Annotated in this window: 11 protein-coding genes; all 11 read left to right on the forward strand. The window is 71.5% G+C overall.

Features of this window, described 5'->3' with window-relative positions; all coding sequences use genetic code 11:
- Nucleotides 1-169: 169 nt before the first annotated feature.
- Nucleotides 170-1,504: a TolC family protein gene (locus tag JJL56_RS19290; RefSeq protein WP_247891149.1), complete on the forward strand. Its 1,335-nt coding sequence runs from the start codon at nt 170-172 to the stop codon at nt 1,502-1,504.
- Entirely contained in the window at nt 1,501-3,198 is a 1,698-nt protein-coding gene (locus JJL56_RS19295) for an ATP-binding cassette domain-containing protein (RefSeq protein WP_200485971.1), read from the forward strand. Before JJL56_RS19290 ends, JJL56_RS19295 begins: the two co-directional genes overlap by 4 nt.
- Nucleotides 3,195-4,583 (forward strand): HlyD family type I secretion periplasmic adaptor subunit, encoded by a 1,389-nt coding sequence (locus JJL56_RS19300; protein WP_200485972.1) that lies wholly within the window; start codon nt 3,195-3,197, stop codon nt 4,581-4,583. The genes JJL56_RS19295 and JJL56_RS19300 overlap by 4 nt, the downstream gene beginning before the upstream one ends.
- 199 nt (nt 4,584-4,782) lie before the next feature.
- Complete coding sequence (locus JJL56_RS19305; RefSeq protein WP_200485973.1) at nt 4,783-7,866, forward strand: ABC transporter substrate-binding protein; 3,084 nt, start codon at nt 4,783-4,785, stop codon at nt 7,864-7,866.
- Nucleotides 7,867-7,880: 14 nt separating this feature from the next.
- Entirely contained in the window at nt 7,881-8,255 is a 375-nt protein-coding gene (locus tag JJL56_RS19310) for a hypothetical protein (protein ID WP_211111914.1), read from the forward strand.
- Between the two features lies 1 nt (nt 8,256).
- A complete protein-coding gene (locus tag JJL56_RS19315; protein ID WP_200485975.1) occupies nt 8,257-8,730 on the forward strand; it encodes a hypothetical protein in 474 nt (157 codons plus the stop codon).
- Nucleotides 8,727-9,455 carry a DotU family type IV/VI secretion system protein gene (locus JJL56_RS19320; RefSeq protein ID WP_200485976.1) on the forward strand — a complete coding sequence of 243 codons (729 nt, stop codon included), beginning with the start codon at nt 8,727-8,729 and terminating at the stop codon, nt 9,453-9,455. Before JJL56_RS19315 ends, JJL56_RS19320 begins: the two co-directional genes overlap by 4 nt.
- Nucleotides 9,443-12,691, forward strand: a complete 3,249-nt coding sequence (locus tag JJL56_RS19325) for a type VI secretion system protein (RefSeq protein ID WP_247891150.1) — start codon at nt 9,443-9,445, stop codon at nt 12,689-12,691. The genes JJL56_RS19320 and JJL56_RS19325 overlap by 13 nt, the downstream gene beginning before the upstream one ends.
- A 381-nt stretch (nt 12,692-13,072) precedes the next feature.
- Complete coding sequence (locus JJL56_RS19330) at nt 13,073-13,573, forward strand: YcjF family protein (protein WP_145626990.1); 501 nt, start codon at nt 13,073-13,075, stop codon at nt 13,571-13,573.
- Nucleotides 13,574-13,615: 42 nt separating this feature from the next.
- The gene (locus JJL56_RS19335) at nt 13,616-13,786 is read left to right on the forward strand and encodes a hypothetical protein (RefSeq protein ID WP_014197919.1); all 171 of its coding nucleotides are present in this window, start codon (nt 13,616-13,618) and stop codon (nt 13,784-13,786) included.
- On the forward strand, nt 13,783-14,544 hold the full coding sequence (locus JJL56_RS19340) for a substrate-binding periplasmic protein (RefSeq protein ID WP_200485977.1): 762 nt from the start codon (nt 13,783-13,785) through the stop codon (nt 14,542-14,544). The genes JJL56_RS19335 and JJL56_RS19340 overlap by 4 nt, the downstream gene beginning before the upstream one ends.
- The last annotated feature ends 6 nt before the right edge of the window (nt 14,545-14,550 follow it).

Raw genomic sequence — 14,550 nt, forward strand, 5'->3', positions numbered from 1 at the left:
GGTATTTGGATACTGTTTTGTCCTAAATGAATATGAGAGTTCTCGACTAAGATCATCATCGCTGTAGGTCGAACGGCCTAAACATGCGGCGATCTCCAGGACCCTCATGCACAAGTTTTGTCTTATCGCCACGGTTGCGCTTCCGCTCCTGACCGGAGCGCCACAACCTTTGATTGCATCACCGCGCGACGAGGTGGTGGCGCTGATCGGCAAGGCGACGGAGACCCACGACCGCCTGCGCGGGGCGGAGGCCGTCGCCGACGGGGCCCGCAACGCCCTGCGGATCAGCCATGGCGGCTGGTTCCCGACGCTGAGCCTGTCGGCCAACGGCGGGCGCGAGAGCACGACCAAGCCAGCCGGCCTGCCCAACACGGACATGAACGCCTCGCAATTTTCGGCTCGGGCGACGCAGCTGATCTGGGACTTCGACGCGACCAACGCCGACATCCGGCGCGCCCAGGTGACGCTGGTCCGCGCCGACATCGGGGTCGAGCGCACCCGGCAGGAGCTGCTGGTGGAGGGACTCACCGCCTACGCCGGCCTCGTCCGCGCCCACCAGCTCCTCGCCTTCGCGCGCCAGTCCGAGGACAACATCCGCCGCCAGACCGGGCTGGAGGAGGTGCGGCTTCAGGAGGGCTTCGGTTTCTCCACCGACGTTCTCCAGGCCAAGAGCCAGCTGGCCGGCGCCCAGGCGCGCCGCGTCGCGGCGGAGGAGGCAACGCAGAACGCGCAGAGCCGCTTCCAGGCCTTCTTCGGCCATGTCCCCTTCCAGGTCAGCAACGCCCAGGTCCTGGCGATGACGCGCGCCGGCCTGCCCGTCTCGATGGATGCGGCGGTGGAGGAAGCGCGCCGCCACAACCCGCGTCTCCAGGAATTGGCCCTGACCACCGCGGCGGCGCAGGAGGCGGTGACCTCGGTGCGCGGCCGCACGCTCTACCCGCGGATCGACGGCTTCGTGGAACACAACATCAAGCGCGACGTCGCCGGCCAGTCCGGACGGCAGAACGAGCTGCTGTTCAAGCTCCAGGTCACCTTCTCGCTGAACACCGGCCTGACCGCGCTCAACAGCATCCGGCTGGCCGAGGCCGACCTGCGGGCCGCCGACGCGACCTGGGCCGACCAGGAGCGCACGGTGCTGGAGACCGTCCGCAACAGCTGGAACCGCCTGGAAAGCGCCCGTACCCAGGTGCAGTTGCTGAACGATCAGGCGAGCCTCGCCGCCGGCTTCCTCGACGTGGCGCGGTCTGAGCGCGAGCTGGGCACGCGGTCGCTGATCGATATCCTGTCGGGCGAGACGACGCTGATCAACGCGCGCAGCGACGCCGCCGCGGCGGAGACGGAGCTGGTGCTGGCCGGCTACCGCCTGCTCGCCGCCATGGGCCGGCTGAACGCGACTGACATCCAGACCAAGCCGATGCCGAAGCTGGCCCCGATGGGCCGCGGCGCCTTCCGCGATCAGGGTGGGCGCGATCCAGGCCGACGCGGCACGGGAGACCAGCGATGAGCGGCGGCGCCATCGGGATGCTGATCCAACGGCTGCGCGCCAACCTGCGGCTGACCGCCCGCGTCTTCGCGGCGTCGCTGGCGGCGAACCTGCTCGGGCTGGCCTCGTCCTTCTACACGATGCTGGTGCTGAACCGGTACGTGACGCACGGCGTCGACTCCACGCTGGCGGCGCTGACCGTCGGCGTCGTCCTCTCAATCGCCTTCGAGCATCTGTTCCGCCACGTCCGGCTGGGCATCGCCGGGCGCATCGGACGCGCCGAGCACGAGCGGCTGACCACCGGGGCCTTCGGCATCCTGATGACCGCGCGCAGCGGTGCCGGTTCGGCGGAGGGCGACGCCGCGCGGCGCGAGGCGCTGCGGGCGCCGGAGCAGATCGATTCCGCGCTCGGCTCCGCCAACCTCGCGACTCTGTTCGACCTGCCCTTCGCGCTCGGCTTCATCCTCGTGGTGGCGCTGATCTCCTGGCCGCTGGCGGCGATCTGCCTCGTCTTCACGCTGCTGGCCATCGCCGCCGGGCTGCTGGCCCAGGCGGACATGCGGGCGGTCGGGCGCGACCTCGCCCAGGCCGGCGCCGACGCCCAGGGGCTGGTCACCACCGCCATCGTCGGGCGCGACGCGGTGGCGCTGTTCGGCGGCGCCAAGCCGCTCCTCGGCGACTGGCAGCGCGCGGCCAAGGCCCTGCGCGTGGTCCGCGAGCGCATGTCGATGCGCCAGGGCCGCGCCCAGTCGGCGGCGCAGAGCCTCCAGGCGCTCCAGGGCGTGGCGGTGATCGCCACCGGCGCCGTTCTTGTGGTGCGCGGCGAGCTGGACGTCGGGTCGCTGATCGGCATCAACCTGCTGGTCGGCCGCGCGCTGGCGCCCTTCACCCGGCTGGCCCAGATCGGCGAGTCCCTGGCGATGGCCCGGCAGGCGCAGGTCCGGCTGGAGCAGTTCGCCCGCACCGCGGTCGAGCCGACCGGCGGCACCAGCCTGCCCCGCTACGCCGGCACGCTGGAGCTGCGCGACCTGACCTTCACCCCGCCGGGCGGCGTCACGCCGCTGTTGCGCCGGCTGAACCTGTCGGTGCCCGCCGGCAACATCCTGGTGCTGAAGGGCCGCAACGGCTCGGGCAAATCGACGCTGATCCGCCTGATCGCCGGGCTGGCCGACCCGCAGGAGGGCGCCGTGCTGGCCGACGGGGTGGACATCCGCAAGTTCGCCCCCTCCTGGTGGCGCCAGCAGATCGGGCTGCTGCCGCAGGAGCCGGTGTTCCTCAACCGGACGATCCGCGAGAACCTGCTGCTCGCCAACCCGCGCCTGTCGGAGGCGGAGCTGCACGCCGTCCTGCACCGCGCCGGGGCCGACCGCACGGTGGCCGACTGCGCCCAGGGGCTCGACACGCCGCTGCGCAACTTCGGCCATGAGCTGCCGACCGGCCACCGCCGCCGGCTGGCGCTGGCCCGCGCCCTGGCGGTCGGCGGTCGGCTGATCCTGCTCGACGAGCCGACCGACGGGCTAGACTCCGAGGGTACCGCCACCGTCTACCGGACGCTGATCGAGCTGGCGCGGAGCGGCCACACGGTGATCATCGCCTCCCACGACCCGCGCATCCTCCAGGGCGCCTCGCTGGTGCTCGACCTCGACCAACCGAACGGCGCGGTGCCGAACGGCGCGGCCATGGTCCGCGACCCGGCGGGGCTGGTGACGCCATGAAGCCGCTTCCCCTGCTGACCCGCAAGCCCACCGCCGCACCCGCCGCGGCCGTGCCGCCCGCCATTCCGACAGGCATCCCGGCCGTCCTCCCGGCCTCTCTGACAGGTTCGCAGCCCACGGACACGGAAAGCCGCTTCGGCGACGGCCTGTTCGCGGTCAGCATCGCCGCCTTCCTCGCCGCACTCGGCTGGGCGGCCATCGCCGAGCTGAACGTCTCCAGCAGCGCGCCCGGCGACGTGGTGCCGCTGTCCTACAACCAGTCGGTCCAGCATTTCGAGGGCGGCATCGTCCGCGACATCCTGGTGCAGGAAGGCGATTCGGTCACCGCCGACCAAGCGCTGGTCGAGCTTGACCAGACCAAGATCCGCGCCGACCTGGAGGAGCTGAAGCTGCGCCTCGGCTCGCTGTCCGCCGACACCGCGCGGCTGGAGGCGGAGGTCGGGCGCCGCGAGGCCATAATCTTCCCCGAACGGCTCCTGCGCGAGCGGCCCGATCTGGTGACGCAGACCCGCGACCTGTTCCGCGCCCGCCGCGACCGGCTGGCCTCCGACCTCGACATCCAGCGCCAGGACATCGCCCAGCGCGAGCAGCAGGCGGCGGCCGTGCGGGCGCGCATCGGCGGTTCCCAGGTGGCGCAGGGCCTGATCCGCGAGCAGCTCTCCATCAGCGAGACCCTGCTGAAGCGCGAGATCACCAACCGCATGAAGCATCTGGAGTTGCTGCGTGACGACGCCCGCGTCAGCAGCGCCATCGCCGAGGACCGCGCCACGCTCGCCCAGGCCGAGGCGGCGCTGGCCGAGGCACGCAGCAAGCTGGTGTGGATCGGCCGCAAATACGAGGAAGAGAGCCGCAACGCCCTCGACGAGGCCCGCCGCAACCACGACGAGCTGTCGCAGCGGCTGACCCGCTATCAGGACAGCCTGGACCGCAGCAGCCTGCGGGCGCCGATGGACGGCATCGTCAAGACGCTGGCCGTCTCCACCAAGGGCGCCGTGGTCAAGGCCGGCGAGACGGTGGTGGAACTGGTGCCGCGCGACGGCAAGCTGGTGGTGGACGCCCGCCTGCCGGTGCAGGACATCGGCTATGTCCGCCCCGACCAGCCGGTGGTGGTGACGCTCGCCGGCGGCGACGCCTCGCGCTTCGGCCACATCGAGGGGCGGGTGCGGACGATCAGCCCCGACACGCTGCTCGATGCCAACAAACAGTCCTACTACAAGGTCCGCGTCGAGCTGCCGGTGACCCGCTTCGACTACGGCGGCAAGACCTACGAGCTGTTCCCCGGCGTGCGCGTGACCTGCAGCATCCTGACCGGGCGGCGCACCATCCTCGACTATGTGTTCTCGCCGGTCCTCAACGGCCTCCAGCACGCGATGCAGGAGCAATGAGGATGGCCGGCCCGATTGCTTTTCTCCCTCTCCCCTCTGGGGAGAGGGTTGGGGTGAGGGGGGTGGGCGTGTGCCGAACGAACCGCCACGCACATCCCCCTCACCCACCCGCTTCGCGGGCACCCTCTCCCCAGAGGGGAGAGGGTTACATCCCCCTCGCCCTGCTCCACCCCGACACGGACCGCCCGAGGCCCACCCCATGCTGAGCTCGCTCCAGCCCCGCTCCCGGCCGCCGCTGCGCTGGTCGCACCTGACCAAGAAGGCGCGCTTCGCGCTGATCCTGGCGGCGGCGATGCTCGTCACCGTGCTGGTCTCCCTGGTCGTCCGCGCCGGCTTCCTCGGCGACAGCGCGCGCGAGCCGCTGACCGTCGCCGTCGTCGGGCCGCTCAGCGGGCCGGACGCGGCGCTCGGGCTGGCGCTGCGCAAGGGGGCGGCGCTGCGCGCCGACACGATCAACGCGGCGGGCGGCATCGCCGGCCGTCCCGTGGTTGTCAAGCCCTTCGACGACGAGGGCGACAAGGGCAAGTCGCTGGAGATCGCCCGGCGCGTCTCCAACGATCCCACCATCCTCGCGGTGATCGGCCACACGCCGGACGCCACCGACAGCGCGACGGCGATCTACGCCCAGCGGCAGATCCCGCTGATCGCGCCGCGCCCGCTGGTCCGCCCGGCCGAAGCCGCCCCCAGCCCCTGGCTGTTCAGCATCACGCTGGACCGCACGCACGAGACGCGCTTCCTCGCCAACTACGTGCGCAACGTGGTGGGCGAGCCGACCGTCGCCATCGTCCGCGAGGACAGCGAGCAGGCGGCGGCCCAGGCCGGGCAGTTCGACGCGATCCTCCAGCGCTTCGGCACCAGGCTGGTCGGCCAATGGACCTTCGCGCCGGGCCGCAGCGGCGCTTCCACCCTGCCGGCGCTGGCCCAGGCGGTGAAAGAGAAAATGCCGACCGGCGCCGTCGTCGTCATCGGGTCGGCGGTGGACAGCGCGCGGGTGGTGGTGGCGCTGCGCGACGCCGGGGTGCGCAACCTGATCGCCGGCAGCTCGGAGATGGCCAGCTCGGCCTTCCGCACCGAGATCGTCGCCCAGGCGCAGGCCAACCCCAAGGCGCTGACCCCGGAAGCCTACGGCCACGGCCTGCTGGTGTCCTCGCCCGTGCTGTTCGACACCGCGAACGAGCGGGCGCAGCGCTTCTACGGCCAGTATGTGAAGCGCTTCAACGCGGTGCCCGACTGGGCGGCGGCGCTGGGCGCCGACGGCGTGGACCTCATCGCCGGAGCGATCGCCAGAACGAATGTCACCACCGGCAAGCCGGACGGCGAGGCGCTGCGCCGCGCCATCGCCGACCACGACCGCGCCGAGACCGCCTTCCAGGGCACAGTCGGCACCTGGACCTTCGACAATCGCGGACAGGCGACCCTGCCGGTGATGATGGCCTCCTACAACGGCCTGAACCCGGTGGCGGCGCTGACCCAGCTCCAGCCGATCCGCGAGGCCGGCGTCTCCAACTTCCTGGAGGAGGTCACCAAGGGCCGTGCGCTCTACGTCAACGACCGCTTCATGTACAAGACGGACGTCATCTACACCGGCGTCCAGCTCCACGAGATCCGCGACCTCAATCCGGACGCCAACGAGGCGACGCTGAACCTGACGATCTGGTTCCGCTACCGCGGCGCCTTCAACCCGGCGGACGTCGTCTTCACCAACGCGGTCAAGCCGGTCGAGCTGGGCAAGCCCTACCGCGAGGAGCGCGGCGAGGTCACCACCTACGTCGCCTACCGGATCGAGGGGCGCTTCGCCCTGAACGTCTTCGACCAGCGCCCGCCCTACGGCAGCCAGACGGTCGGCGTCAGCTTCCGCCACCGGACGCAGAACCGCAACACGGTGATGTTCGTCACCGACGTGCTCGGCATGTCGCTGGTCGACACCAACGACTTCGTGGAGAAGCTGAAGGCGATGGCCGCGGCGGAGACCGCGTCCGCCGCCGATCCCGGCCTCGCCGACCGTTTCCGCCGGGCGCTGGAGGGCGAGAGCGAAAGCTCCACCCTGCTCGACCAGCTCCGCGCCAAGCGGGTGCTGGCGCCGTCGCCCGGCTGGCGCCTGTCGCGCGCCTGGATCTCGCAGGACGTCGCCTCGGTCGGCAGCGAAGGCGATCCCAACTATGTCGGTTTCGGCCGTCCGCAGCCGGACTTCTCGCGCGTCGACTTCGGCGTGGTCGCGGCAGCGGATTCCCCGGCGGCGCGCGACTTCATCCACCGCGACTTCTTCGTCTACATCGCCATCTTCAGCGCCGTTCTGGCGGTCTTCGCCGCCTTTATGGACCGCCGCGACCGTGGCCAGTTCTGGAAGATCCAGACGCTGTTCATGCGCATCCTGTCCTGGCCGCTGCTGCTGATGTCCGCCGGCAACATCGTGCTGGATCAGGCAGTGGCGACGCTGCCAGCCAGCGGAATCGCCATGGTGGTGAACGGCGTCAACGTGCTGTGGTGGATCGTGCCGGCCATCCTGGTCGACCGCACGCTGGAGCGCTTCGTCTGGACCCCGCTGGAGATCCGCACCCAGCGCAAGATCCCCGGCATCGTCCGCCGCTTCTCCACCCTGATCGTCTTCGGCTTCGCCGGCTGCGGCATCATCGCCTTCGTGCTGAAGCAGCCGATCACCAGCCTGCTCGCCGCCTCCGGCCTCGTCGGCATGGTCATCGGCCTCGCCATCCAGGCCAACATCGCCAACGTCTTCTCCGGCATCGTCCTGAACATCGAGCGGCCGTTCCAGATCGGCGACAGCATCCAGATCACCGATCTGGTGCGCGGCGTCGTGGTGGACATGACGTGGCGCACGGTGCGCATCCGCAACGTCGCCGGCTTCATCGTCGCCATGCCCAACGCCAAGGTGTCGGAGGCGACCGTCGTCAATTTCAGCGCGGTCGACCGGGTGTCGATGAAGCTGGAATACTACGCCGACGCCCGCCACGACCCCGGCCGGATGGGCGGCCTGCTGACCACCGCCCTGCAAAACGCCGACAAGGTGCTGCCCAGCGCCACCGGCGGCCCGGCCTTCGTCCGCTACGACGGCATCCGCGGCGTCAACGGCCAATGGCTGTGCAAATACAACCTGTTCTTCTGGGTCGAGGACTACGACGCCAGCTTCGTCGTGCCGGAGCTGGTCTGGCGGTCCGTCTACCGCACGCTGGCCGAGGCCGGCATCGAGCCGACCCCGCCCGACTTGATGGAGGCCGCCGGCCCCGCCGCCGCGGTCAACGCCCAGCGCAAGGCGATCCCGGCATGAGCAGGAACATTCCGATGATCCGAACCCTGATCGCCGCGGCGGCGCTGCTGCCGGTTCTGCTCGCCGGAACGGGCTGCGCGCCGCTCGGCAGCGACCGCCCCGGCGCGATCCTGGAGAAGGTGGCCGACGGCGACTACGACGTCGGCATCCGCTACCCCGCCAAGCGCGCCCGCTACGTGATGATCGTCGAGGAGGACGAGGACGGCTTCGTCGTGACCAACCGTCCCGCCGGTGCCCGCGAGGTGGACACCGCCCCGGCACCGGTGGCAGCGCCCCAGCGCAACGACCGCGTGCTCGCCCCCTGCGCCGAGGCGACCGGCAACTGGTACCGCCACACCCCGGCGGGCTACGTCTGCGTCGGCCAATCGGCGCCCGGCACGGGTGGCTGAGATGAAGCGCTTCGCCATGCTCCTCGCCCTGACGCTCGCCGGCTGCGCCGCGGGCACGCCCGCCCCCGGCGCGGGACGCGCCGACGCGCCGGTGCTCCGCATCGTCGCCGAGCCCGACGCCAACGGGCGCCGCCCGGTGGCGGTCGACGTGGTGCGGGTCGCCGATCCGGCGGTGGCCGGACGGCTCGCCGGGCTCGACGCCGCTGGCTGGTTCCGCAACCGCGAGGCGCTGAGCGCAGAGGCCGGGAACCGGATCGCCATCGCCTCCTGGGAGATGGTGCCGGGCCAGAGCGTGCTCCTGCACAGCCTTCCCCCCTTCGCCCCATCTCCTGGCACCCCGACCCGGACCCTCGTCTACGCGCTGTACGGCGCGCCCGGCACCCACCGGCAGACGCTGGACGGCGCCGGCGCCCTGGACGTGCGGCTGGGACGGGAGACCTTCACCGTGGCCCCGCTGACGGAGGGAATGCCGTGACCGCCCAACTCGCCCCGGCCCACCCCATTCCGGCGCCGAAGATGGCGCCCACAGGGGCCAAGCCCGCCGGCACGCTGGCCCTGTTCCGCGCCTTCCAGGAGGATCTGCTCGCCGGCTGCGCCGACACGCAGGCCCCGGCAGGGACGGTTGCCGACCGTCTGACCGCCACGCTCCATGGGATGAGCGGCGGCGCCGTCTCGCAGGGGCCGGGGGCGCACGGCACCGTGGTCAAGGCGGTCTTCGCCATGGCCATGCTGGCCGACCGCGCGCTGGCCCAGACGCGGCCCGCCGACGCCGTGCTCTCCAGCCGCCTGTTCGGCGCGAACGCCACGCTGCAAACCCTGTTCGTCCAGGCCGACGACCTGATCCGTCAGGGCGCCAAGGCCGACCGCGGGCTGGCCGCCGTCTATCTTGCGGCGCTGGCGCTGGGCTTTCCCGACGACGCCCAGGCGACCGCCCGCCGCCCGGCCCTGCACCGCATCGTCGTCGGCGAGCGCGCCGCGGCCAGCCATCCCAGCCCGCGCGCCTGCGAACCGCCAGACGGCGCCGTGCCCGGCTACCTCGCGCCGTCCGGGCGGCGCTGGTGGTGGGCGGTCGGCGGGACCGCGGTGCTGTTCCTCGTGGTTTCGCACCTGCTGTGGGCCGGCGCCGTCGGCGGCATTCAACGCGATCTGAGTGGCGCCCGCGCCGCGGTCGAGGACATGGGGCTGTCATGGTCCTACTGATGCTCACGCTGGAGCTGGTGCTCTCCGCCATCGGCTCCGCCATCGTCTACCTGCTGTCCTTCGCCGTGACGCTGGCGCCCTACGCGCTGCTGGCGCTGCCGCTCTACATCTTCTACCGCCTCGGCCGGATGGTCTGGCCGACGCTGCGCGGCTGGCGGCGCAAGCCCGCCGCCAAGGCCGCCGCCGGCCGGAAGGCGCCCGCGCGCCGGGCCGCCCCGCCGGCGCCGCTGCGCGTCCGCGCCGAAGCGCCTCCCCCCACGAAGGCCGCCGCCAACGCGCTGCCGAACGCCCGCATCTACGGCGAGGGGCTGGACATCCTGACGCGGCAGATGCGCGGTCCCCTGCGCCGCGGCGACATCCCCTGGTTCCTCGCCTTCGGCGTCGGTGGTCCGGCCCTGCTCGCCACCGACCCGACCCATGTCCGCTGGCCCGAGAACGGCAACGGCGAGAACGGTTGCTGGTGGTTCTGCGAAGGGGCGGCGATCCTGCATGCCGGCTCCGACTCCGCCGACGGCTCCCGGCTGGGCGCGTCCTGGCCGGCGCTGGTCGCGGCGATGCGCAAGCGGCCGATGCGCCGCCCGCTGGACGGCATCCTGCTGATGGTCGGCGCCGACGAGCTGCGCGCCGCCGCCGAACGCCCCGGACCGCGCGACGCGCTGGCCAAGCGGGGCGCCGCCCTGCGGGAGCGTCTGCGGACGCTGCGCGACGATCTCGGCGTGGTCGGCCCGGTGCATGTGGTCGTGGTCCGCGCCGAGGCCCTGGACGGCTTCACCGACCTCTGCGCCGCCGTGCCCTCCGCCCTGCTGGACGGCGTGCTGGGATGGACCAACCCCCAGGATTGGGCCAAGCCCTTCGAGCCGCGCCGCATCGACGAGGCGTTCGAGGCCATCGCCGCCGATATCGCCATGCTGGAGGCCGACGCCTTCGCCGCCGGCACCGCCGGGGTGCGCCTGCCGCTGCTTCCCTCGGCCCTGGACACGCTGCGCCATCCGCTGGCGCTGTTCCTCGACGGCGCCCTGGGAGGAGATAACCAGAGCGAGCCCTTCCCACTGCGCGGCATCGCCCTGACCGGCGCCTACGCCCCGGCCACCGGCGGGCGCCGCCCGGTCTTCGCCCGCAACCTGCTGCCGGGCCGGGCCTTCGCCGAGGCGGGCTACGGGCGGCCGTCCGACGCCGCCTATCAGCAGGCCCACAAGCGCCGCCGGATGGCCCAGGCCGCGCTCGCCGCCTCGGTCGCCGGCCTGTCGGTCGCCGCTTGGCAGGGTGTCTCCAGCGTGTCCGCCGGCAGCCCGCCGGTCGCCGCCGCCACCGCCGACCTGCGCCGGGCGTTGCTGGCGCGCGACGCCGTCACCGACGGGGCTCTGGCCGGTCGGGTGATCGCCGCCACGGCGGTGATGGAGCGCAGTCCCCTCGCCACGCCGCTGCTGCCGACCTCGCTGTTCAGCGGCTTCGACGAGGACAAGAAGCGGCTCGCCTCGGTCACGCTGCGCCGCTCGGTGCTTCGGCCGATCCGCGACGCCCTGCTGCCCAGCGCCACCATGGCCGACCTGCCGCCGGTCGCCAACCCGCAGCGCGTGGAGGATCTTCCGGCCTTCCGCCGGCTCGCCGAGCAGCTCGACCGCATCGGCGGGCGGCGCGACGCGCTGGAACGCTACGACCGCTTCCGCCGCAACAGTGGTTTCGACGAGCTGAACGCGCTGGCCGAAAGCGTCTACGGCGCCGTTCCCAAGTCGCCGATGACGGCGACGGACGGCTACATCACGCGCATCGCCGCGGGCGCCGACCTGCCCAACCTGGACGCCCGGACCATCGCCGCGGCGGTGCGTGCGGAATCGGTGCAGCTCGCCGCCCCGCTGGCCGAGGAGCTGTACGGCCGCAACCCGCTGCGTCAGCGCGCCGAAGCCCTGGCCGAGCGGCTGCGCGGCCTGTCGGAGACGCCGACCGCCGAGGATGTCGAGGATGTCCGCCGCCTGACCAGAGCGGTCGCCGAAGCCGTCGCCTGGCCGATCGCCGGCGCCCTGCAGGACCCCGCCCGCGGCCTGCCCGACGCGATCCGGGTGATGCTTCAGAAGGCGGCCATCGCCGATCTGCCGGGGCGCGACACCACCGACCGCATCACCGAGGCCCTGTCCACCGCCGCGACCGGCGCCCGCGCCGCCGTCCTGGCGCTGGACGCGCCGCAGACCGGCGCCCTGTTCGCGGTGGGTGACGGCGGAGCGTTGGTTCTCAACCCGGCGGTGACCGCGCTGCCGGACGCCCTGGCCGCCGCCCTGCCCGCGCCGGTTCCGGACGCTCCACCCGCCGAGGCCGCCATGCCGGCCGAGCCAAAGCCCGGTGAGCCAAAGCCGGAGCCGCCAAAACCAGAGCCGGCCAAGCCGGTCGCGGCAGCCCCCCCGCCTCCCCCGCGCCCGGCCCCGTCGCCGGAACCCGCGGCTCCGCCGCCCGCCGTCGTGGAAGCGCCTGCCGTCGTCGCGCATCTGCCGATCCTGCCCAGAATGCCGGTGGAGGCCCCGGTCCCGGACAGCGACGCCGCCCTGTCGAAGCTGTCCAGCGCCTTCGCGCAGACCCTCGCCGGGCGCTTCCCCTTCGTCGGCTCCGAACAGGCGCGCGGCGCGCCGGACGCCGACCCGCAGGACGTCCGCCGCTTCTTCCGGCAGCTCGACGAGCACCGCGCGGCGGTGATGCGGACCGCGACCCCCGAGGTCGCCGCCTTCATGGAGCGGATGGAGGCCGCCCGCCCCCTGCTGGAGGCCATCGCGCGCCCGGCCCCCGTCAGCGTCCGCCTCACCTACGGCGCGAACCGCGCGCAGGAGGTCGGGGCGGAGCACATCATCGACTGGTCGGTGCGTTCCGGCGCCAGCGCGGTGGGGGCGACGGCCAACGGCGGGACCCTCGCCTGGACGCCGGGCCAGCCGGTCCTGCTGAGCGCCCGCTGGGCCGCCGGGTCGCCCTTCCGTCCGAAAGGTGCGCCGGCGGGCGGAACCGCCGCGGCGACCGGCGACACCATCACCCTGGCCGAGCGCGGGCCGTGGGCGCTGCTGCGCCTGCTGAAAGGCCACGCCCCGTCGTCGTCGCGGGACGGCCTGCTGCTGCGCGTCGCCCTGCCCACGCAGACCATCGACGGGGAACCCGTGCGCGACACCGTCCTGGTGCTGGGCGCGGCGGTCAGCGCCGGGGCGCGCAACGAGCTTCCGGCGCGCGCCCTCGACCTGCCGGCGCGCTTCCCGCAAAGGTAGCGGCGTTCAATACACAAAGAAAAGCTCATGATGAACTTTGTTACAATTCGCAGAAAGATGACGCACGTTCCGACAAAAACACTGACGACGGTCATAGGCATTTAATGCGTTGTTAAGTACTGAAAATGTATCAAGTCGTTGGGGCATATTGGATCGTTAGGCAGTCATTCTCTGCTCGACGCCAGTCCTGAAGACCACCGCGTAATTTACCAGCGACAATAGGGGCATTCTTTTACCAATCGCTTAGACAGCGGTTGATTGGCGATGCTTTGTTTCTTTCGGAATGCCAAATTTGCGACGAATAACGTCCTCTGACGTGTGTCAAAGCTCCCCGTTTCCACCTGAAATCAACCTCACCTGACCCTCGAAAGGTTTCGGATCATGGTAGACCGCAAGAAGCGCGCCCAGGAACTGATCAAGTATCACAGCTACGCCTCGGGCGCCTTCGGACTCATCCCCGTTCCCGGCGCGGACGTCGCCGCGGTCAGCGTGGCCCAGCTCAACCTGATCCATAAGCTCGCCAAGCTCTATGAGATCGAGTTCGCTCAGGAGCGCACCCGCGCCATCGTCGGCGCGCTGATGGGCGGCGTCATGCCCGGCGCCCTCAGCTCCAGCGTGCTCGGCTCCGCCGTGAAGGCCGTTCCGTTCATCGGCACGGCGCTGGGCGTCGCCGTCATGCCGGCCCTGTCGCTGGCCGCCACCCAGGCGCTCGGCCGCGTGTTCGCGCAGCATTTCGAGACCGGCGGCACGCTGCTGGACTTCGACGTCGAGACGATGCGCGAGCATTTCCGCAAGGAGTTCGAGGCCGCCAAGGGCGACGCTGGCGAGGCTCCCGCCGCGGCGCCGCAGATGGAAGAGCAGCCGGTCCAGAAGGCCGGCTAAGGGCACGACGCCGGGGCGCCGGGCAACAAGGGAAGCATCGCCGTGTTCGAGCTGATCTACATCGGTCTCTGCCTGCTGGTCGGGTTTCTGGGGATCGGCCGCCGCGGCGGCTTCCTGCTTTACGCCTTCCTGGCGGTGGTTCTGACGCCGCCGGGCGCCCTTCTCGTGATGATCCTGCTGACCACCCGCGGCAAGAAGCGGGCGAAGGCATGACGGCGGCGACGGCGTCCATCCTCCGTCCGGTCCTGCGGCTCCTGCTGCCGGTCCTGCTGGCGCTGTGCGCCGCGATCCTTCCGGCGCGCGCCGAATACTGGACCATCGCGTCGGAAGACCATTTTCCGCCCTACAACTACTCCTTCAACGGCACCCGCACGGGGATCGACACCGAGATCGTCGTCGCCCTGCTGAAGGAGCTGAGCATCACCCCGGTCCACCGGCCGCTGTCCTGGACCGAGGTCGTCCGGTCGATGGACGAGAACACCGCCGACGTCGGGTTCCAGTTCATCGCCTCGCCCTCCCGTTTCGCGCAGTACAACATGATCGGGCCGTTCCGCACCGGCACGACCGTCTTCATGGTGCGCAAGGACTCCCCCATCGCCTTCGAGCGGCTGGAGGATCTGACCCCCTACCGCATCGGCGTGGTCGACGGCTTCGCCTACGCGCCGGACTTCGACGCCGCGACCTATCTGGAAAAGGTCCCGTCGAGCAGCAACGTGGTCAATTTCCGCCGCCTGATCCTGGGCCGGGTGGACGTGATCGTCGGCGACCTGCATGTGCTGAACCACATGGCCAAGCAGGACGGGCGCCTGAAGGACGTGCGCGTCCTGCCCAAGCCGCTGGGCCTGATCCCCCGCTACATCGCCATGCCCAAGGCGCGCAAGGAGAAGGCGGAACGGTTGCAGGCCGCCTTCGTCAAGCTGCGCGACAACGGCACGATCACCCGCATCCTCGACTCCTGGCTGGCGGAGTGAGGCGGA

The sequence above is a fragment of the Azospirillum aestuarii genome (assembly GCF_016632405.1).
Classification (GTDB): domain Bacteria; phylum Pseudomonadota; class Alphaproteobacteria; order Azospirillales; family Azospirillaceae; genus Azospirillum; species Azospirillum aestuarii.

Excerpts from the sequence above, each read along its gene's own strand:
- JJL56_RS19295 (WP_200485971.1), top strand. The coding sequence starts at position 1,501 with ATGAGCGGCGGCGCCATCGGGATGCTGATCCAACGGCTGCGCGCCAAC.
- JJL56_RS19300 (WP_200485972.1), top strand. The coding sequence starts at position 3,195 with ATGAAGCCGCTTCCCCTGCTGACCCGCAAGCCCACCGCCGCACCCGCC.
- JJL56_RS19305 (WP_200485973.1), top strand. The coding sequence starts at position 4,783 with ATGCTGAGCTCGCTCCAGCCCCGCTCCCGGCCGCCGCTGCGCTGGTCG.
- JJL56_RS19310 (WP_211111914.1), top strand. The coding sequence starts at position 7,881 with ATGATCCGAACCCTGATCGCCGCGGCGGCGCTGCTGCCGGTTCTGCTC.
- JJL56_RS19315 (WP_200485975.1), top strand. The coding sequence starts at position 8,257 with ATGAAGCGCTTCGCCATGCTCCTCGCCCTGACGCTCGCCGGCTGCGCC.
- JJL56_RS19325 (WP_247891150.1), top strand. The coding sequence starts at position 9,443 with ATGGTCCTACTGATGCTCACGCTGGAGCTGGTGCTCTCCGCCATCGGC.
- JJL56_RS19330 (WP_145626990.1), top strand. The coding sequence starts at position 13,073 with ATGGTAGACCGCAAGAAGCGCGCCCAGGAACTGATCAAGTATCACAGC.
- JJL56_RS19340 (WP_200485977.1), top strand. The coding sequence starts at position 13,783 with ATGACGGCGGCGACGGCGTCCATCCTCCGTCCGGTCCTGCGGCTCCTG.